A 19,913-nucleotide genomic window follows, 5' to 3' on the forward strand; every position below is an offset into this window, starting at 1 on the left:
GCGCCTTAGCACCCATCAAAGCAGACTAGCTTTGCTTGCTTTCGTCTGCCGGCGTGGTGCTAGCCGTGGTGCTGACAGTCTCTTCGGCAGTGTGCTCGATTGTGCGGCCATCATCATCTTTTTCATCACCAGCAAGGCCAGTTTTGAAGCTGTTGATGCCCTTGGCGAGATCACCCATAAATTCGGAAATTTTGCCGCGTCCAAAAAGCAGAACAATCAACAAAACCACCAGCAGAATTTGCATCCAACCTGGAACCATAACGCAACTCCCTTAGCGCCTTTTCGACGCGATATCTTGGTTCGACACCCTCGCGATAGAACGATGGGGTCCACTGACTGCCGGGGCAGCCGTTTAAAACGATGTCACCGGACTTGGCCCGCAACCTAGGCTCACGTCAAGCCAAAGGCGCCACCAACCGGAATGGCATCCCACTTATGTAGGTTGTGCATCGGGTTTTTGAAAGATCAAAGCTGCATCGCGGTGAATCGCGATGGTGACCGATTGCCCTCTCTTGAACTGGTCAGTCCGTGTGGTGCGCGCAAACACGGGCCGCTCGTAACCCGGCACAGCCAAGTGCAAAAGATCGGCCTCGCCCAAGAATTGAACGGCCCGAACACGGGCAGGCAACCCGTTTCCTGCCCCTTCATCTTGGTCGATGGCGATGGCTGACTGCCGCACTCCGATCAGAAGATGCGTTCCATCGGCATGACCAGGTGCAGCGATCATGCCCAGCGGCGTTGCAACAAGCTCCCCTTGGGCGACACCTTCAAACTCATTGAGTTCGTGAAAAAAGCGGGCTGCAAAAAGATCGGCCGGTTTTTCGTAGAACGCGCGAGCGTGCCCATCTTGCACGATCTTTCCCTTGCGCATCAGCACAATGCGATCTGCGATACGTAGCGCCTCATCAGGATCATGGGTGACCACAATGGTGGTCGCCCGCATCTCTCGCAGGATCGTTAGAGTTTCATCCCGCACTCTGTCGCGTGTTCGACGATCAAGGCCGGAAAACGGCTCATCCATCAGCATCACGCGCGGACGCGGTACAATGGCGCGGGCCAAAGCAACGCGTTGCTGCATGCCGCCAGAAAGCATGTGTGGATGATCTTCAGCTGTGTGCTCCAAGCCAACGCGGCCAAGGGCTCGCATCGCCTCACGGCGCCGATCTTCTTTTTTCAGCGTATTGAGGCCAAAGGTTACGTTTTCTAGCACTGTCAGATGCGGAAAGAGCGCGAAGTCTTGGAACATCAATCCGACTTCACGTTTTTCGGGCACCACAAACGTGCCAGGCCCGGCGACAACACGCTCATCAATACGGATCGTGCCAGCATAGGGTTGCTCGATACCAGCCAGCAGACGCAAGAGCGTGGTCTTACCGCAGCCGGAATGACCAAGAAGACAAACAATTTCACCCGGTTCCACACTCAGTGAGATGCCACCAACGGCATCATCACCACCATAGCTGTGGTGCAGCCCTTCAATCGTGACGCCTGTTGCTACGCTTGCTGGTTGGGTGCCTGGTTCTCCCCAGTCAAAGTCCAAACGCGCGTTGGAGGCAATGGCCTTATCCATCGCGGCTATGCTCCTCGTCCGGAGCGCCTGGCACAGACTGCTCTAACTCGTCTTGCGGCCAAAGTGCCATCGCCGAACGCTCGGTTGCAGCACCGTCCTCATCGAGAGGATCTTCATCATCTGAAAGCTGATCAGAGTCGCCGGTTGGCATCACTGACAAGGCGCCTTGGGGAATGGCTTCCAGCAAGCCTGCTCCCTTCAGCTCGTCAAGGCCTGGCAAGTCACCAACGCTGGCAAGCGTGAACTGATCGAGGAACGCAGGCGTCGTGCCATAGGTCACTGGGCGGCCCGGCGTACGGCGGCGCCCTCGCATGCGCACCCATCCCGTCTCGAGAAGAACATCGAGTGTGCCTTTAGAGGCGGACACACCGCGTATCTCTTCAATCTCAGCACGCGTGACAGGTTGATGGTAAGCAATGATGGCCAATGTCTCCAGGGCAGCGCGAGACAGCTTTTTCGGCTCGCTGGCTTGCTCCTCGAACAGATAAGAAAGGTCGCTGGCTGTGCGCAATGCATAACCGCCAGCCACAGACACCAAGGTGACGCCAGACGTCGCGTAACGCTCTTTCAGATGCTCCACGACTGGCTCCAAAGCATCACCAACATATTGGCTCAACGCTTTAGCCGTTAGAGGCTCATCACTAACAAACAGCATAGCTTCGACGATGCGAACGGCTTCATCGAACGGCACGTCGGGCATAGCGCCGTCGTGTTCCAGACGCTCGCTAGATGCATCCTCGGCTGCTGGCGCGATTGCGGACTGAGGCTCCGTGCTCATGCACCCTCCCCGTCCTGCGCGCCCTTGTCTTGACGAGCGGCGCGCACCAGCAGCGGTGCAAAGGCGCCATCCTGACGAAGCTCAGCTTGGCCTTCACGCACCAACTCCAGGCTGGCGGCAAAAGCGGAGGCCTTCATGCCTTCGCGCGTGCTGACCGTCTCACGCAGTGCACTCTGCGCTGCCAAGACAACATCAAAGGGTGTCCACTGCGCCAGGTCACCAAGCGCTTTCTCAACAAGCGCACGGGCATCCGCCAGCGACCAAACTTCACGGCGGGACATGGTGATGGTGCCATCAAGTTTGCGCGTTTGAATGGCGGCGTAGGCATCTATCAAGTCAAATAGTTCAGCAGTCCAAGGGGCATCAGCCTGAACACCAATCGGCCTAACCCGATGAGTTGGGAACAGATGAACATTTTTCATGGGCTGGCGCCAAAGAGCGTTGGAAGCAGTGCGAACCGCGTCAAGCTTCTGCAAGCGCAAGGCCAGAGCGTCGGCCATTTCCTGAGGATTGGGTTCATCGTCAGACGGAGGATCAGGCAACAGGAGGCGTGACTTGAGATAAGCAAGCCAGGCAGCCATCACCAGATAGTCAGCGGCCAGTTCCAAGCGTTTGGTGCGTGCTTCTTCGATGAAGTCGGCGTACTGGTCCACCAGCGCGACGATTGAGATGTGCTCCAAATCGACTTTTTGGGTGCGCGCCATCGCGAGAAGCAAATCGATGGGGCCTTCAAACCCATCGATATCCACCACAAACGCCTCACGTGGATCGGGCTCTACAACCGCAGCATTGGTGTCGAAAAGATCGGGCATAGCGCTCGTGTGGTTCAAAGGGCAACGGGCGAGCGACGTTTTTGACAACGTTTCGCCGTAGGAACAGTGGTGGTGGGTTAGCATGGCTTGGCCGCGAAGTTAAAGGCTCGCTGCCGTTCGCTACGTCTGGCGACCAAAGACAGTGGGGTCTTGGCCTACCTCATCGACAGCGAAGCTTGCAAACAGCGTTTCCAGACGGTCTGTCAGAGTGGCGCGGTCCAGAGTTTGGTGCCCCAAGCGTGCCAACGCGGCAACACAACGCTCAGCCGAGCGGCCTTCCAGCAACGGAACGGCATCACGAATTGCCTCCATCTCACCGCGCATACCATTGCAGTGCAGTGCCAAATCACACCCTGCTGACAGCGAGCGTGTGGCACGCTCGACCATCGAGCCAGACAAGGCACCCATGGACAGATCGTCCGTCATCAATGCGCCATCAAAGCCGATCTGCTCGCGAATGATGCCAATCATAGCCGGCGACAGTGTCACTGGATTATCGGGATCGATAGCCTCGAAAATGAGATGCCCGGTCATCGCCAAGGGCGCATCACGAAGCGCTTGAAACGGCAAAAAATCGGTGCGTTCCAACGTTTCACGATCAGCGGTAATGCGGGGCAATCCAACATGGCTATCAACCACCGCTCGACCGTGGCCGGGGATGTGCTTGATAACGGGTGCAACGCCTGCCTCAATATAGGCATTCATGGTGGCACGCCCCAGTCGACTGACAGTTTTGGGATCACCGTGGAAGGCTCGGTTCCCGATAGCGTCCGTGCCACCTGCAACACGCAGGTCTAACACTGGTGCGCAGTTCACGTTGATGCCAACGTCCAGCAGGTCGTCAGCAATCAACCAGGTGGCGATCTGTGCAGCTTCCACACCAGCACCTGGTTCAGCAAGCTCCATTGCGCCAAACCGGCTGACGGCTGGGTATCGATCCCAGTGGGGAGGCTTCAAACGTTGAACGCGACCACCTTCTTGATCGATCAAGATCGGTGCATGCCACTGGAGGGCTTCGCGCACATCTGCAGCCAGACGGCGCACCTGATCGGGGTTGTCGATGTTACGGCCAAAAAGAATCACACCCCAGGGTTTCGTTTCCCTCAGATATGCTCTTTCAAAGTCAGTAGTGATTAGGCCCTCGAGCCCACAAATAAAGGCTCGCGTGCCCGAGCTCGGCAAACCAGAATGTGGCGGTCGCTCGCCAGGCAAGGGGGAAACGGTCACACAAACTCTCCCGTCTGCCTTCCAGGCACAACCAGGCTACTGGCGCTGCACGAAACAGTCACCACCGGCTGATTGATAGCGCTGGCAAAGACTATCGGCAGCGGCACGATCCATCGGCCCAACACGCACACGATGGTAAATGCCACGATCTCCCAGGTCAGCACGCTGAATGTTTGGCCCAAAGCCAGAGAGGATCGATCCAAAGCGGTTCTGTAAGCGACCGAATGTGGCCCGCGCCTCCTCCTCGGAACGAAGGCTCGCCAATTGCACAACAAAGTCGCCTGCAGGAACTGACGCTGGCGTGATAGGTTGCGTGGCAGCCGGAGCAGTTGCAGCAGGCTGGGCTGTTGCTGGTTGTGTCACAACAGGTTGCGGGGTGACGGCCTGCGTGGGTGCGGTGGCGGGTGTGGCCAACTGGATCGGCGTCGGTGACTGCGTGGGTGTTTGAGCTGGTGCCACCTGAACGGGCTGGGTTTGCACTGGAACCGTAGCGGGCCGCGCCACCGGCACTGGTGGTGCTGTCGATGCAACAGCCTGCGTTGCCTCATTAAGAGCAGCCTGAGCTGCATTCTGGAGCGCTTCTTGGGTTGACGCCTCGACAGACTGAGCAGCCGTCTGCGCCGCTGACACCGCATCAGCAATGGGCTGCGTATCCACGGCTACACCGCTTGGACTGACTGAGACCACCTCAACCGGACGGGCATCAGCGGCTTCTCCTTGTACATCTTGAGTTGTACCTGGCGATGGTGTGGTGGATTCCACAACCGTACCATCGGCCCGTACCGTGACCGTACGAACAGCGCGACTGGCGGTCGAGCCGGGCGCGGCAGGGGCAATGTCAGCGCTAGGCAGACGTTCACCTGATCGCAGCGGCAATCCATCATTCGCCGGTTGGGGTAAAACAACCCTTGGCGTGTTCTCTGCCGATGCCTCGCCTTCGTCCAAACGGCTGAACACAGCATCGCCGGGACGGGCTTGCGTGTCTTCGGTGTTCGTGGGTTCAACCTTATCGTCGCCTTCCGCGGCAGCGATAACTTGTGGCGCCGTGCCGTCAGCGCTGTTGCTGGACAAAAGCCCAAATGCGATCACGCCGCCAACACCCAGAAGCGCGACAGCGGCAAGTGCAAACAGCACCATTTTGCCGGGCCCAGAACGCCCTTCATCTTCGACCGAGTCTTCAAACGTAGCAAAACCTGCTTGTTGATCGGGCTCAGCATCAAATCCAAAATCGTTGGCTTGATCGGTTTGGCCCAAACCCGTTGTATCGGCTTGCGAAGCTGCAAGAGCAGGCGGGGCAACATCAGGCTGCTCGAACGGCAAAGGTGGAGCAGAAGCCGCTGGCGCGGCTGCTTGCCCGGGTTCATCAAGTGCCAAGGCATCCATTGCGGCAAGCAAGTCGTTTTCCTGAACGGTACCATAGGGATCGGCCTGCGGCTCAGGGCTCGGGCGCGGAGTGAGATGATCGGTGAGTGACGGTACGGTCGCCTCATCTACCGCAGGAGGAAGTGTTTGTGCGGGTACCGGAGGAGGAGCGACAGTCTCCGGCATTGCAGGCGGCGCCGCCGTGGTGGGTGCTGGATCATCCAGCCCAGGCAACTCAATCTCGCTGAAGTCCAAATCCTTGAACAAAGCATCGGCTGGCTCATTAGCAGCGCTATCAAGCTCAGCCTCAAAGGAGGTTGCTAGCACAGGGTCTTGATCAAAACGTTGGTCGCCAAACAGCTCGGCAAGCCCCTGGTCACCAAGGCCAAGATCCAGTGGATCATCCTGAGGCGCAGCGGGCTCGTCAGGGCGTTTGTTCGGGTTGGTTTTGTTTGTGTCGTTCATGATGCGCGCCAACTCTTCCAGCGGGTCCAATCCTTGACCCTCGGCAGATTGCGGGGATGTGTTCGGGTTCTTCATGTGCGTCACCCTCACCCGATTACCTGCGAGCGTGGCCTAAGTGTGGCTCACGCGTGACCCAAGCAAAGTTCCGTCCTGGAACCTATCTTGGCGATTTTAGCGCATTTCGTCCGGTGCCCCAACGCCCAGCAAGGTCAACCCTTGGCTCAACGTCTGTGCAAGACCGGTCACCAGCGCCATTCTTGCTCGCGTTAACAATGGGTTGTCATGGTTAACAAAGCGTAAGTTGGGCTCGCCCTTGCCGCGGTTCCAATGGCTGTGCAGCGCGCTTGCAAGGTCATGCAGATAGAAGGCGATGCGGTGCGGCTCGCTATGGGCGGCAGCGGCAGCCAGTGTTCGCGGCCATGACGCCATCAAACGAACGAGACCGAGTTCGCCACTGTCTGCCAACAACGAAAGGTCAGCTGATTCAAGCGCCCTTGGGGTGAAATCCTCTTCAGGCAATTCAGAAGTGGCCAATCTAAGAACCGATGCGCAACGGGCATGGGCGTATTGCACATAGAAAACAGGATTGTCCTTGGACTGCTCTGTCACCTTCTGGAAATCAAAGTCCAGCGGTGCATCATTCTTGCGATAAAGCATCATGAAACGGGTGGCATCAGCGCCGACCTCGTCGACCACATCTCGCAGCGTGACGAAATTACCGGAGCGTTTGGACATGGTCACAGGTTCGCCTGCCCGGAAAAGCTTGACCAGCTGGCAGAGGCGAATGTCCAAAGACGCCTCGCCATCGCTCATGGCTGTGACAGCCGCCTTCATGCGTTTTACATAGCCACCATGGTCAGCGCCAAAAATATTGATCTGGTTGGTGAAGCCGCGAAGATACTTGTCGTAGTGATAGGCTATATCTGAGGCAAAATAGGTGTAGCTACCATCGGATTTCAGCAACGCTCGATCGGTATCGTCGCCGAACTGAGAAGAGCGAAAAAGCGTCTGCTCGCGATCTTCCCATTCTTCCGCGCTCTCGCCCTTAGGCTTTTCAAGGCGCCCTTCATAGACCAAGTCGCGAGACTTCAACTCGTGAATGGCTTGCGCAACACGATCACCCTGATCGCCATTTTGCAGGCTTGCTTCAGAGAAGAACACATCGTGATGAACGTTCAAGCTGGATAGATCTTCTCGGATTAAATCCATCATCGCGCCAATTGACTCTTTACGCACGATGGGAAGCCATTCGACCTCTTCCACCGCGAGAAGTGCATCACCGTGGCTTTCGGCAAGCGCTTGACCGACAGGCACAAGATACTCACCAGGATAAAGACCCTCTGGGATTGCCCCAATGTCCTCACCTAAAGCCTCCCGGTAACGAAGAAAGGTCGACCTGGCCAAGGTATCCACTTGGCCACCGGCATCGTTGATGTAGTACTCACGAGTGACCGGATAGCCAGCTGCTTCAACAATAGCCGCCAATGCATCACCAACCACTGCGCCGCGGCAATGACCAACATGCATCGGCCCCGTAGGATTGGCTGACACATATTCAACATTGGTTTTCGGCAAATCCTCGGGCGTACCGAGCACGTTGCGTCCATAGTTCTCACCCTCGTTGAGAATTTTGGTCAGGACGGACTGCCAGAAGGCTGGCGCAAGGCGAAGATTGATAAAACCGGGCCCAGCAACATCAACACTGACGATGTCCGTGTCCGAACCCAAGGCGTCTGCGAGTGTACTCGCGATGGCGCGTGGATTGGATTTGAGCGGCTTGGCAAGCACCATCGCCGCGTTGGTGGAAAGATCGCCGTGGCTTTCATCACGTGGCGGCTCCACGGTGATTGCACCAAGTGGCAACGTCTCACGATCCGCACCTTCCAACACGCCTGATCGATCGAGCGCAGCGAGAACACGAGCGCGGAAATCGGCAAACAGATCGTACGTTTTGGGCATCATCAATCGCTTTGGTGAAGGGGGAGTGTTGAGCGTGCAGGTGCTCAGATGGCAGCGCCGTATCGCAGGTCAGGCGTGTCGTCAAACAATCGTGCGTGCATGTTCAAAGCATAGCGGTCCGTCATACCGGCAATAAAATCGCAGATGGCACGAGCGACGGACGCGCCAGCGGCCATCTGTTCTGGTGCCAGTCGCCAATCGCTGGGCAACTCATCAGGGTGCGCAAAAAAGTGGCCAAACAACTCACGCAACACGCGATCAGCCTCCCTGCGTAGCTCCATCATCTGTGCATTGCGATAGACTGTCTTGAAGAGAAAGGCTTTGATCATCCAAACATCTTCGGCCACTGGATCTGAAAAAACGCCGAGTGTGGTGTCAGCACGTTTTACGTCTTCAGCATTGCCAACGCCGTGCTGTTGAAGACGGGTTCGGGTTGTCGCCTCAACATCCATGATCAGCCGCGTGATCAGTCGGCGCGTGAACTCTCCCATGCGGCGTTCATCGGCAATGTTTTGGTACGAGGTGTCGATCTCTTTCAAGACATTGCGCACCAAAGGCACGTGGCCCAGATCGTTGAGCGCAAAAAAGCCTGCCCGCACGCCATCGTCGATATCGTGGGTGTTGTAGGCGATGTCATCAGAGATGGCGGCGATTTGCGCTTCCAAACTCCCATGCTGGTCAAGATGGAGTGTCTCAGCTTGCACGCCATTGCGGCCCATAAAATCCGTCAAAGCAAATGGCAAAATGCCACCAAGCTTTGCGTCTCTCGCCTTGCCGTTTTGATCCACCATAGGCCCGTTGTGCTTGATAATGCCGTCGAGCGTCTCAAACGTTAGATTGAGGCCATCGAACGATGCATAACGCTGCTCCAACCGTGTGACGATACGCAGTGTTTGAGCGTTGTGCTCAAAACCGCCATAGGGCTGCATCACTGCGGCCAACGCGTCTTCACCGGTATGGCCAAAAGGCGTGTGCCCCAGGTCATGCGCGAGGGCCAGGGCTTCGGTTAGATCAGCATCCAGGGCCAGGTTTCTCGCCAGAGAGCGAGCTATCTGCGCAACCTCAATGGTATGGGTCAGTCGCGTGCGGTAATGATCGCCCTCCTCAGATATGAAGACTTGGGTTTTGTGCGCCAAACGCCTGAATGCCTGTGCGTGGACGATCCGATCACGATCACGACGAAAGGGCCCACGCTGCGGGGTTTCGGCTTCATCGACAAGTCGATTGCGCTTGGGCAAAGCGCGGGCTGCGTAGGGGGCGAGCAAGTCTGCGGGCGTTTCGGTCACAGGCCTGTTTGGTCCGATCGTTTCGATTGGGTTTGATCTACGCGGCGTTCATGCTTACCTCTAGTCAAAAGCTGCCGCGTTGGCGAGCGATAACGCCGCTTCGCGCCAAGGGTGAAAACCATAGGACATGATCATGACCGTTCAGATGAGTGAACAGACTGAGCCCACCGTTCCGCCAGTGGAAGTGGAAGGCGTTTCGGTAACGCAAGCCGCACTCGATCGCGTGGCAATACTGATGCAAGATGAACCGCCCGGAACCATGCTGCGCGTGAGCGTAGAAGGCGGCGGCTGTTCAGGCTTTCAATACAAATATGAACTGACACAAGACCAGCTGGATGATGATATCGTTCTTGGCAATGACGCCGTGAAGGTGCTGGTGGATGCGGTATCCTTGCCGTACCTGGCCAACAGCATCATTGACTACAAAGTGTCGCTCATGGGTGCTGCTTTCGAGATATCCAATCCCAATGCAACGGCCTCTTGCGGCTGTGGCACGAGCTTCTCTCTTTAAAAGGCCGGTCACGCGCCATGGACATCGCAACCTGGAACATCAATGGCGTGAAAGCGCGCCTGGAAACTGCGCTTGCTTGGCTCGAAGAAGCATCGCCGGATGTTGCGTGTTTACAAGAGATCAAGTCCGAGGATGCCCCCTTCCCTAGGGATCGGTTTGAGGCTCTGGGCTACACCGTTGAGACCCATGGCCAAAAAGGCTTCAATGGTGTGGCGTTGCTGTCGAAAACATCGATGAGCGATGTTACGCGTGGCTTGCCTGGTGATGATAGCGATGAGCAAGCCCGCTTCATTACAGCACGGGTTGAGCCGCCCGCAGACAGTGATCTACCGGTTGTACGCGTTGCTTGCCTTTATTTGCCCAATGGCAATCCGCTGGGAACAGAAAAATTCCCCTACAAGCTTGGTTGGATGGAGCGGTTGCTGAGCTATGCAGAGGCCTGTCTTCGCAATGAAGAGCCTTTGGTGCTCGCCGGCGACTACAATGTGATTCCAGATATGCGCGACCTCTACAGCGAAAAAGCTTGGCTGGATGACGCGCTCTATCAACCAGAAAGCCGTGGTGCGTTGCGTCAACTGGAAGCGCTTGGCTTCACCGATGCCTTACGTGCTGTGAGCGACGAGCAGCATTTCACATTTTGGGACTATCAAGCCGGTGCTTGGCAAAAGAACCATGGCATCCGGATCGATCACCTGATGATGTCACCGCAGTTGGCTGACAAGCTCGTTGGCGTGCGGATTGACGACCATGTGCGCGGTTGGGAAAAGCCGTCTGATCACGTGCCTGTCGTTGGGCAACTCGCTGCCTGAACATGAAACAGGCTGCTAGGCAGCGGCCATTTCAAACTCCATATGTGCATCAACCACCGGGCCAAACGCGCTTACCAGACCTTTGTCTAGCTTTTCTGGAATCGACTGGAGATAAGCGTAAGCCTCTCTCGGCTGCATCGGGGTCGTGTGAGAGCGTTTGTCGATGAGGGCCGCGTACATATCAATAATCGTTAGGCAATGCACCATGTCATTGATTTCAGACCCCTTTAAACCGCGCGGGTAGCCCGAGCCATCAAGCAGTTCGTGATGGGAATAGGCAAAGTCGACGATCATCGCGTTTGTGTTGTCGCCAGCCTCAAGGATACGCTTGCCCTCTTCGGGATGGGTCTCAATGATCTTCCGCTCTTCAGGCGTCAGAGGGCCAGGTTTATCCAAAATGTCCAGCGGAATGCGCATCTTGCCGATATCGTGAAGCAAAGCTCCGCGTGTGAAGAGGTGTAAATCCTTGTCTTTCACGCCCAACATATTGGCCCAGATTGACGCAAAACCCGCGACAGCCATGCAGTGGCGTGCGGTGGATGAATGATAGCTTTCCACGCCCTCGAGCCATTTGCTCAACCCATCGGCATCAAGCGCTGCGCAGACATCCTTGGTTGCAGCGCTCAGTGCAAGCACAGTGGTGGCTTCGTCGCCATTGTCGGCAGAGAAGGCGCTGAGGAACTTGCGCGCTGTGCTTTGAACCGTCGCCGCAGTTTCATTGCGAGCCTGCTTACGGATTTGAGGTAAGCGCGTGTCCATGCGCTCAACCTCATCCAACATTACATCCGCGCGCACCGGCAATGGTAGCAGCTTGTCAGCGAACAAGCGTACTGATGCTGAGAACTGGCGTGCGACGCTTTTGGGCATGCACAATATGCGGGGCTTGTGGGCCAAGTCGTGCTTTTCAAGCCATTCTAGCAGTGGCTTCATCCCGTATTCGGGAAAGTCCACGAACGACATGATGACAATGTCAGGCTTGGCCATGACCTCAGGCAAAGGAGCAAGCGGGACGTGCATATCCACCTGCGTCCTGCCATCGAAGGCATCGAGCGCCGTCGCCGATTTCACAGCGCCGTCCGTCAGAGCCAAAATCTTCATAGGCAGGTCTATCCCATTCGCCACGCGCTTATGGTTGCGCAGCGTTTAGAGATACCGACTCTCGGTAATGGAAGGGTTAACCCTGATGGGCTGTTACGCCTTTAGGTAGCGAAAATCATCTGGCTCTTAAGTTGCCGTTGCGGCATGCAAACTCTACTGAGTTGCCACTTCTTCAGCACGACGGGCATGAAGCACAGCCAAACCGTCCGGGCTGGTGAGCCACTCTTCAGCCATCTGTAGAGCACGAGCGCGTAAGTCAGTGTTGGCGATGGCAAAGTAGCGCTCCTGAACGGTTCGCACGTGCTGATCTTCATCAGATGTCAGAGCAAATTCACCAGCGATAAGAAGCCATTTTAAGCCGTCAGCCGGACTGGCACGCATGCCATCAGCACCAGCATACAAAAGCTCTCCTAGGGCAAGCTGCGCGTCCACATGGCCTTTAAGAGCCGACAAGCGCAACCACCGACCAGCCTGACGAACATCCACTGCGCCACCCTCTCCATGCAGCAGCATCATCCCAAGATGATACTGCGCATCGGGATCACCGAAGTACGAAGCCGCATAGGAAAAAATTTGACGTGAGCGGGTATGGTCTGGCGAGAGAACACCACCAATACCGCTGTTGTAATAGCCCGCGATAGCAACAAACGCGTTGGCCACAAATCTGGCACGCGGTGTATCTGGACGGTCTTCTGCATGCGCATTGGCGATTTGGGAGAAGTAAGTGAACGCGCGCGCATCATCCTCTGCCACACCGTCACCAGCCGCATACATGCGTGCAAGCTTCCAGCGTGCCACAGCGTGACCGCCCTCAGCAGCAGCTTCAAGGGCCTGAAGCGCTGTTTGTACATCACCAGAGTAGTAGGCGGATGTTCCAGCAGCAAAGGCTGCGCGTGGATCGTCGATCCAAGCATCGGCAGGTGAGGTTTGCGCATGCGCTGCCCCTGGCGCCACCGCGCCAGCCGCACCGAAACCCAGCGCCAGCCCAAGGGCGAGCACTGAAAGACGGGAGGCTACGTTTACACGGTACGTGCGCAAACGATGAAGGGCATTAGATGTCAGCATAGGTTACCTTTTCAGCCTTGCCGCCGGGGTGCGTTACAGCGCCATCTCGTGCGGGGCCAACGGTTTGAGCGTATTTCCAAAGCACGCCCGAAGTGTGGTCAGTTTCGCGCGGTTTCCAGGCTTTTTTGCGCTCAGCCAGTTCGTCATCAGTCAGATCGACACTGATTGTGCCTTCGACTGCATCGAGCGAAATCATATCGCCATCAACCAGAAGCCCAATAGGGCCGCCAACAGCAGCTTCGGGACCGACATGGCCGATACAGAAGCCACGTGTTGCGCCAGAGAAGCGGCCATCAGTGATGAGCGCCACTTTGTCACCCATGCCTTGGCCATAAAGCGCCGCCGTTGTGGCAAGCATTTCGCGCATGCCTGGCCCGCCGACTGGTCCCTCGTAGCGGATCACGAGTACCTCGCCTTCTTTGTAGGAGCGGTTTTGAACCGCTTCAAAACATTCCTCTTCGGAGTCAAAGCATCGCGCAGGACCGTTAAATTTCAGGTTGCTCATTCCAGCAACTTTTACAATCGCGCCTTCAGGCGCCAGATTGCCGGAAAGTCCAACAACGCCGCCTGTCGGCGTGATCGGGTTGTTGGCGGGATAGACGACATCCTGGTCATCGTTCCATTCAACACTTTCCATGTTTTCTGCCATGGTTCGACCGGTCACGGTCATGCAGTCGCCGTGCAAAAACCCGTTGTCGAGCAGCGTCTTCATCAAGAGTGGAATCCCGCCAACCTCAAACATGTCCTTGGCAACGTATTTGCCGCCAGGCTTGAGATCAGCGATGTAAGGTGTCTTCTTAAAGATTTCCGCAACGTCAAAAAGATCGAAGTCAATGCCGATTTCGTTGGCAATGGCTGGAAGATGGAGCGCTGCGTTTGTTGAACCACCGGAAGCTGCAACGACAGTCGCTGCGTTCTCCAGTGCCTCACGCGTGACGATGTCACGTGGGCGAATGTTGCGAGCAAGAAGCTCCATCACTTTCTCGCCGGCAGCAGCGCAGAACCTGTCGCGAATTTCGTACGGCGCGGGCGCGCCGCAAGAGTAAGGCAATGCCAAACCGATGGCCTCGGCCACGGTCGCCATGGTGTTGGCGGTAAATTGGGCCCCACACGAGCCGGCCGATGGACAGGCAACCTGCTCCAACTCTTCCAAGTCCTCGTCGGACATTTTTCCGACCGAGTGCATTCCAACAGCTTCAAAGACGTCCTGAACCGTGACCTGACGGCCTTTGAAGGTGCCAGGCAGAATTGATCCGCCGTAGAGGAACACCGACGGTACATTGAGGCGTACCATTGCCATCATCATGCCAGGCAGAGACTTGTCGCAGCCCGCCAAACCCACGAGCGCGTCATAGCAATGGCCACGCATTGTCAGTTCCACCGAGTCGGTGATCACATCGCGCGACACGAGCGACGACTTCATGCCCTCGTGACCCATCGCGATGCCATCAGTCACGGTAATGGTACAAAATTCGCGGGGCGTACCGTTGGCTGTTGCCACACCCTTCTTCACCGCCTGCGCTTGACGCATGAGCGCAATGTTGCAGGGAGCTGCTTCATTCCAACAGGACGCGACGCCAACAAGCGGTTGGCCAATCTGTTCTTGCGACAAACCCATCGCGTAAAGATAGGATCGATGCGGCGCGCGCTGTGGCCCAGAGGTCACATAACGGCTTGGCAACTTTGATTTGTCGAAGACTTTGGCGTCCATAAATGCATTCCCCACGAGCGGTAGTGTTCCATTGCAAGGCGATCCCGAAAACCCGATCAGCCGCCTGCTGCGCTCGTTGTGCAGAGGCTGTCCGCGCGAAGTTGGGCCAAAAGGGGGCAAACTCGCCTGCCTCTCTTCTTAGGGCAGAGCAATTGCAAGCGCTGTTGCGTTTGGGTCACATTCGCCTGTTTGCCGGTCGTTCACCATCAACGAAACAACAAAGCTGGTGTTTATGGTTACTTGTCCCAGATTTGAGACGGATCATGGCAGAGCAGGCGAACTTATGCGTTGCTGCAACCTTTAGTGTGCCAAAAGCCTGACAGATCGAGGGACAATATGAGCCAAACACCAAGCGAAACGATCGCACCTGTTCAACCCAACGGGGCCGACCCAGCAGGCGCTATCACCCCGGCTGTCACAGAACAGTCGCCACCGGACAAGAACGACCCGGAAAGCATTCGACGTCTGTTTGAAACTGGTGAGTATCCCTACAAAAACAAGATGCGTCGGCACACCTATGAGACCAACAAGGCCGAACTTCAGGTTGAACTTCTCAAGGTCCAGCGTTGGGTTGAGGAAACCGGACAGCGTATTGTTTTGCTGTTTGAAGGTCGTGATGCAGCCGGTAAAGGCGGCACGATCAAACGGTATATGGAGCATATGAACCCGCGTACAGCGCGCGTTGTTGCTTTGTCCAAACCGACTGAGCGTGAGCGCACCCAGTGGTATTATCAACGCTACATTGAGCACTTGCCGGCAGCCGGTGAAATCGTGATGTTCGACCGCTCATGGTACAACCGGGCTGGGGTTGAACGAGTCATGGGCTTCTGCTCGCCTGCGGAATATCTGGAATTCATGCGCCAAACACCGCAGTTCGAGCAGATGCTCACGCGCTCTGGTATTCGCCTGTTCAAGTACTGGTTCTCGGTGAGCCAAGAGGAACAACTGCGTCGCTTCAAATCCCGCGAGCTTGATCCGCTCAAGCAGTGGAAACTATCCCCTATCGACAAAGCATCGCTCGACAAATGGGATGACTACACCGAAGCCAAGGAAGCAATGTTCTTTTACACCGACACCGCTGACGCGCCGTGGACCGTTGTGAAGTCAAACGACAAGAAACGTGCCCGTCTCAATTGCATGCGGCACTTCTTGGCGTCCCTGCCCTACCCGGACAAAAGCCGTGACGTTGCACGTGGACCTGATCCACTGATCGTTGGCCACTCAGCGCACGTGATCCGGCGCGATGATCACATTTTGGGCAAAGCCCTTCACCCCAATGGGGTGGCCTAGGAAAAGAAGCCATCCCGGCGTTTTGCCGGGATGGTTATGTTTGGGCCTACGCTACGATGGCAATCGGCTCAATGCTTCTTGCACCTGGCTTTTTTCTGCCTCGTAACCAGCACGCTTTTCGCGTTCACCGGCAACAACCTCTTCAGGAGCGCGAGCCGTGAACTTTTCATTGCTCAGTTTCTTGTCGATACGCGCGATTTCGCCATCGAGCCGATCAATTTCTTTGGCCAATCGCGCGCGCTCGGCATCCAGATCAATAACATCGCCCAACTGCAGACAAAGCGTGGCTTCGCCAACAACCAGCTGAATTGAGCCTTCCGGGGTCGTGTCGGCCAGCGCAATGGTTTCAAAACGCCCGACGCGTTCCAACACATTTGACTGGCTCTGCAGGCGCGCCTTGGTGGTATCGCTGGCTCCAACCAACACGGCAGACAGTTTGGCGCTCGGAGGAATGTTCATCTCTGAGCGGACAGACCGCGTCTGGGAGATCAGGTCGATCACCCAGTTGAGGTCAGCTGCTGCCGTTTCGTTCTCATAAGCAAGCGTCGGCCAAGACGAGAGCGCCAGAACATTTTCACGACCATGCGCGCCTTCCGTCTCCGACCAAAGCTCTTCAGTAATGAACGGCATGAAGGGGTGTAGCAAGGCCAAGATCGCATCAATGACGTAAGCCATTGTTGCGCGCGCTTCATCCTTTGCTGGACCATCGTCACCGTTCAGCGTTGGTTTCAGAAGCTCCAAATACCAATCGCAGAAAAGGTTCCACGTAAACTTGTAGGCCGCCCCGGCGGCGTCGTTGAACCGATAGCCCTCAAGTGCATCATTAATCTCAGCGACGGCACGCGCGGCCTCCGTCAAAACCCATTGGTTCACGGGCTCTTTAACAGCGGCGGGATCAAAGTCTGCCTGGTGCTCAGCGCCATTGAGCTGCGCAAAACGCACAGCGTTCCAAAGCTTCGTTGCAAAGTTGCGATAGCCGCCAATGCGTTGCGTTGAAAGCTTGATATCACGGCCCTGCGCGGCCATCGCAGCCAGAGTGAAGCGCACGGCATCGGCGCCGTACTCATCGATTAAAATCAATGGATCGAGCACGTTGCCTTTCGACTTCGACATTTTTTGCCCGTGCTCATCGCGCACCAACGCATGGATGTAGATGGTGTGGAATGGCTCGACCGGCTCACCATGCTCATCCTCCATGAAGTGCAACCCCATCATCATCATCCGAGCAACCCAGAAGAAGATGATGTCAAAACCGGTCACCAAAACGTCGGTCTGATAGTAGCGATCAAGCTCCGGCGTTTCGTCGGGCCAGCCGAGTGTTGAAAACGGCCATAGAGCAGACGAAAACCATGTATCGAGAACGTCTGGATCACGCCGAAGAATTTCTCCCGGCTTGAAATCGTTCATCTTTTCTTCGACCCAGGCCTTCCACGGCCCTTCATGCGCAAGATAGTGCTGAACAGCCATATCGAGCGCCACCTCTTCGTCTTCAGCCACGAAGATATGATCGTCCGGCCCATACCAAGCCGGAATCTGATGGCCCCACCAGAGCTGGCGCGAAATGCACCAAGGCTCGATGTTTTCCATCCACTCGAAATAGGTTTTTTCCCAGTTCTTTGGCACGAACTTGGTGCTGCCGTCTTTCACCGACGCCAAAGCTGGCGCTGCAAGCGTTTTGGCATCCACGTACCATTGGTCGGTCAGCATTGGTTCGATGACCACCTTCGAGCGGTCGCCAAAGGGCTGCATGATGCGCTTGTCTTCGACTTCGATCATCAAGCCTTCAGCGTCGATGTCGGCAATGACTTTCTTGCGCGCATCAAAACGATCCATGCCGCGATACTCATCAGGCACGAGATTGATGAGATCGACCTCGGACTTATCAGGCTCGCCACCGGCTTGGAGAATGGCTTTTGCCTTCTCCGCTTCACGCGCATAAGGCTCACCATCGGCGCGCATCGCACCTTTCACATCCATCAACCGATAGAGTGGAATGTTGTTGCGCCGCGCCACAGCATAGTCGTTGAAATCGTGGGCACCGGTAATCTTCACCGCACCTGAGCCGAAGTCCGGATCAGGGTAATCATCGGTGATGATAGGGATGAGACGTCGGTGCTCTTTTGGACCAACGGGGATTTCACACAGCTTGCCGAGAATAGGCGCGTAACGCTCATCGGTAGGGTGAACAGCAACAGCGCCGTCCCCCAGCATGGTTTCAGGGCGCGTGGTTGCAATGGAGATGTAGTCACGCGTCTCACGCAGTGTGACATTGCCATCCTCATCCTTCTCCACATACTCGTAGGTCTCACCACCGGCCAGTGGGTACTTGAAGTGCCACATATGGCCATCGACTTCGATGTTCTCCACTTCCAAGTCTGAGATCGCGGTCTCAAACTGAGGGTCCCAATTCACAAGCCGTTTGTCTTTGTAGATCAACCCTTCGCGATGCAGCTGAACAAAGACTTTCAGCACCGCTTTGGACAGGCCCTCATCCATCGTGAAACGCTCACGCGACCAGTCACACGAGGCACCCAAGCGTTTGAGCTGATTGATGATCGTACCGCCAGAACTCGTTCTTCCACGACCAAACATGGTTCAAGAACTCCTCACGCGTCAGATCGCGACGCTGAATCTGACGCAACGCAAGGTCACGCTCCACCACCATCTGAGTGGCAATGCCAGCGTGATCGGTGCCGGGCTGCCATAGAACGTCGAAACCCTGCATGCGTTTTTGCCGGACCAGAATATCCTGCAACGTGTTGTTGAGCGCGTGGCCCATATGCAGGGAACCGGTCACGTTGGGCGGAGGGATGACGATGCTGAAGCTGTCAGCTCCATCGCGGGCGCCGGCACCTGCGCTGAAGGCTTTGGCTTCATCCCAAATGTTGCTGATGCGCGCCTCAATATCGGCGGGCGCAAAGGTTTTTTCCATCGTCATGGCGGTTCGTCACATGTCAAAAATAGGGGGTCTGGCGCACGCGGGCGTCTGTGCGCTCGTTAAAGGCGCTTGGTGAGGTTGCTGTCAACCGGAACCGGCCCTGCTAGAAGGCATTGATGGAGTGTGAACTAAGGGCGGGGGCCGCGACGCGCCACACGTTCAATCTCTTCGCGCACCATCTTCTCGACCATGGTAGGAAGATTTTCATCAAGCCAGCTTTTCAGCATTGGCCTGAGCATGTCCTGTACCAAATCTTCCAGCGTGCGAGCGTTGCCAGAAAGCATCGTTGAAGCTAGGTCGGCAAATGCCGATGAAACGGCGCTGTCGGTTTGTTGCGAGAGCAGCGGCGCAGCAGGGGCTAGCGGTTCATGCACCACAGGATCGGGATCAGGTGCAGCAACCACTGGCTCTGGCTCGGGGTCCGGCTCAGGTTCGGGTTCAGCAAAATCGAGATCCTCAGGCGGGTCGAACGGCTCATCGGACATGTTAGCCGATGGATCAGCCATGGAAGCAAGATCAAGGACATCTTCATCCTCTTCTAACCCCGCTTCTGCTTCAGCATCAGGTTCAGCTGTTACTGCAGCAAAGCCCTCGTCCACATCGTCAGATACGTCTTCTTCGGGCTCTGGCTCTGGTTCAGAAGGTGCAGGATCGGCAAACAGCGCATCGAGGTCAGCTTCGGAAATTACCTCATCATCAGCGCTTTCAAGCTCGGGCTCAGCGTCGGCCGACGCTTCCGGCGACTCATCATCGGCCGGCGTTTCCGGCTCGTCATCTGAGATGATCTGGCGAATGGATGCCAAAATCTCTTCCATCGAAGGTTCGGCATTCGCGCTGGACTTAGACATTGCGCACCGCTTCCCAATACCCAAGATTTCCAGCCATGCTCTACGCCCCTAGCTCCGACCGACTTCGGCCTACAAGGACAGCGAAGGCTGCAAACCGACTTGATTCGATTGCATTATGACACAGCGCAGCGTTCAGCCATGCCAATCAATTGCCAATCCCGTATGCTTTTTCTGGGGGAAAGCG

15 protein-coding genes and 1 pseudogene are annotated in these 19,913 nt (G+C 56.3%); 3 read left to right on the forward strand and 13 right to left on the reverse strand.

The genetic code is table 11. From position 1 onward, the window contains the following. Window positions 1-25 precede the first annotated feature (25 nt). The 8 genes from ABWH92_RS15485 to ABWH92_RS15520 all read right to left on the reverse strand — a co-directional run bounded on the left by ABWH92_RS15485 (window position 26) and on the right by ABWH92_RS15520 (window position 9,459). Window positions 26-259: a twin-arginine translocase TatA/TatE family subunit gene (locus ABWH92_RS15485; RefSeq protein ID WP_375569875.1), complete on the reverse strand. Its 234-nt coding sequence runs from the start codon at window positions 257-259 to the stop codon at window positions 26-28. A gap of 174 nt (window positions 260-433) precedes the next feature. Further along, entirely contained in the window at window positions 434-1,570 is a 1,137-nt protein-coding gene (locus tag ABWH92_RS15490) for an ABC transporter ATP-binding protein (protein ID WP_375569877.1), read from the reverse strand. Further along, entirely contained in the window at window positions 1,563-2,348 is a 786-nt protein-coding gene (gene scpB / locus ABWH92_RS15495; RefSeq protein ID WP_375569879.1) for an SMC-Scp complex subunit ScpB, read from the reverse strand. Before scpB ends, ABWH92_RS15490 begins: the two co-directional genes overlap by 8 nt. Beyond that, window positions 2,345-3,160, reverse strand: a complete 816-nt coding sequence (locus tag ABWH92_RS15500) for a segregation and condensation protein A (protein ID WP_375569881.1) — start codon at window positions 3,158-3,160, stop codon at window positions 2,345-2,347. The genes scpB and ABWH92_RS15500 overlap by 4 nt, the downstream gene beginning before the upstream one ends. Window positions 3,161-3,280: 120 nt before the next feature. Beyond that, window positions 3,281-4,387, reverse strand: a complete 1,107-nt coding sequence (nagZ, locus tag ABWH92_RS15505) for a beta-N-acetylhexosaminidase (protein ID WP_375569883.1) — start codon at window positions 4,385-4,387, stop codon at window positions 3,281-3,283. Window positions 4,388-4,423: 36 nt separating this feature from the next. Next, window positions 4,424-6,289 (reverse strand): SPOR domain-containing protein, encoded by a 1,866-nt coding sequence (locus ABWH92_RS15510; protein WP_375569885.1) that lies wholly within the window; start codon window positions 6,287-6,289, stop codon window positions 4,424-4,426. Between the two features lie 96 nt (window positions 6,290-6,385). Further along, window positions 6,386-8,176, reverse strand: a complete 1,791-nt coding sequence (gene argS / locus ABWH92_RS15515) for an arginine--tRNA ligase (RefSeq protein ID WP_375569887.1) — start codon at window positions 8,174-8,176, stop codon at window positions 6,386-6,388. A 41-nt stretch (window positions 8,177-8,217) separates the two neighbouring features. Beyond that, window positions 8,218-9,459 (reverse strand): deoxyguanosinetriphosphate triphosphohydrolase, encoded by a 1,242-nt coding sequence (locus ABWH92_RS15520; protein WP_375569889.1) that lies wholly within the window; start codon window positions 9,457-9,459, stop codon window positions 8,218-8,220. Between the two features lie 184 nt (window positions 9,460-9,643). Between ABWH92_RS15520 and ABWH92_RS15525 the strand changes: the two genes are divergently transcribed. After that, window positions 9,644-9,970 carry a HesB/IscA family protein gene (locus ABWH92_RS15525; RefSeq protein ID WP_375574267.1) on the forward strand — a complete coding sequence of 109 codons (327 nt, stop codon included), beginning with the start codon at window positions 9,644-9,646 and terminating at the stop codon, window positions 9,968-9,970. Between the two features lie 17 nt (window positions 9,971-9,987). Further along, entirely contained in the window at window positions 9,988-10,779 is a 792-nt protein-coding gene (gene xth / locus ABWH92_RS15530) for an exodeoxyribonuclease III (protein ID WP_375569891.1), read from the forward strand. A gap of 15 nt (window positions 10,780-10,794) precedes the next feature. Here the strand turns inward: xth and ABWH92_RS15535 are convergent, their stop codons facing one another. From ABWH92_RS15535 to ilvD, 3 genes are all read right to left on the reverse strand, one after another. Further along, window positions 10,795-11,877 carry an HD-GYP domain-containing protein gene (locus tag ABWH92_RS15535; RefSeq protein ID WP_375569893.1) on the reverse strand — a complete coding sequence of 361 codons (1,083 nt, stop codon included), beginning with the start codon at window positions 11,875-11,877 and terminating at the stop codon, window positions 10,795-10,797. 153 nt (window positions 11,878-12,030) lie between these two features. Further along, window positions 12,031-12,942 carry a tetratricopeptide repeat protein gene (locus tag ABWH92_RS15540; RefSeq protein ID WP_375569895.1) on the reverse strand — a complete coding sequence of 304 codons (912 nt, stop codon included), beginning with the start codon at window positions 12,940-12,942 and terminating at the stop codon, window positions 12,031-12,033. After that, a complete protein-coding gene (gene ilvD, locus ABWH92_RS15545) occupies window positions 12,929-14,653 on the reverse strand; it encodes a dihydroxy-acid dehydratase (protein WP_375569897.1) in 1,725 nt (574 codons plus the stop codon). The genes ABWH92_RS15540 and ilvD overlap by 14 nt, the downstream gene beginning before the upstream one ends. A 336-nt stretch (window positions 14,654-14,989) precedes the next feature. Between ilvD and ppk2 the strand changes: the two genes are divergently transcribed. After that, window positions 14,990-15,943 (forward strand): polyphosphate kinase 2, encoded by a 954-nt coding sequence (gene ppk2 / locus ABWH92_RS15550; RefSeq protein ID WP_375569899.1) that lies wholly within the window; start codon window positions 14,990-14,992, stop codon window positions 15,941-15,943. Between the two features lie 51 nt (window positions 15,944-15,994). On the opposite strand, the pseudogene ABWH92_RS15555 reads toward ppk2, so the two are convergent. Next, a pseudogene (locus ABWH92_RS15555) lies at window positions 15,995-18,881 on the reverse strand (valine--tRNA ligase). Window positions 18,882-19,009: 128 nt separating this feature from the next. Next, window positions 19,010-19,729 (reverse strand): PopZ family protein, encoded by a 720-nt coding sequence (locus tag ABWH92_RS15560; RefSeq protein WP_375569901.1) that lies wholly within the window; start codon window positions 19,727-19,729, stop codon window positions 19,010-19,012. Between the last annotated feature and the right edge of the window lie 184 nt (window positions 19,730-19,913).

This window comes from Ahrensia marina, assembly GCF_042140245.1.
Taxonomy (GTDB): domain Bacteria; phylum Pseudomonadota; class Alphaproteobacteria; order Rhizobiales; family MH13; genus MH13.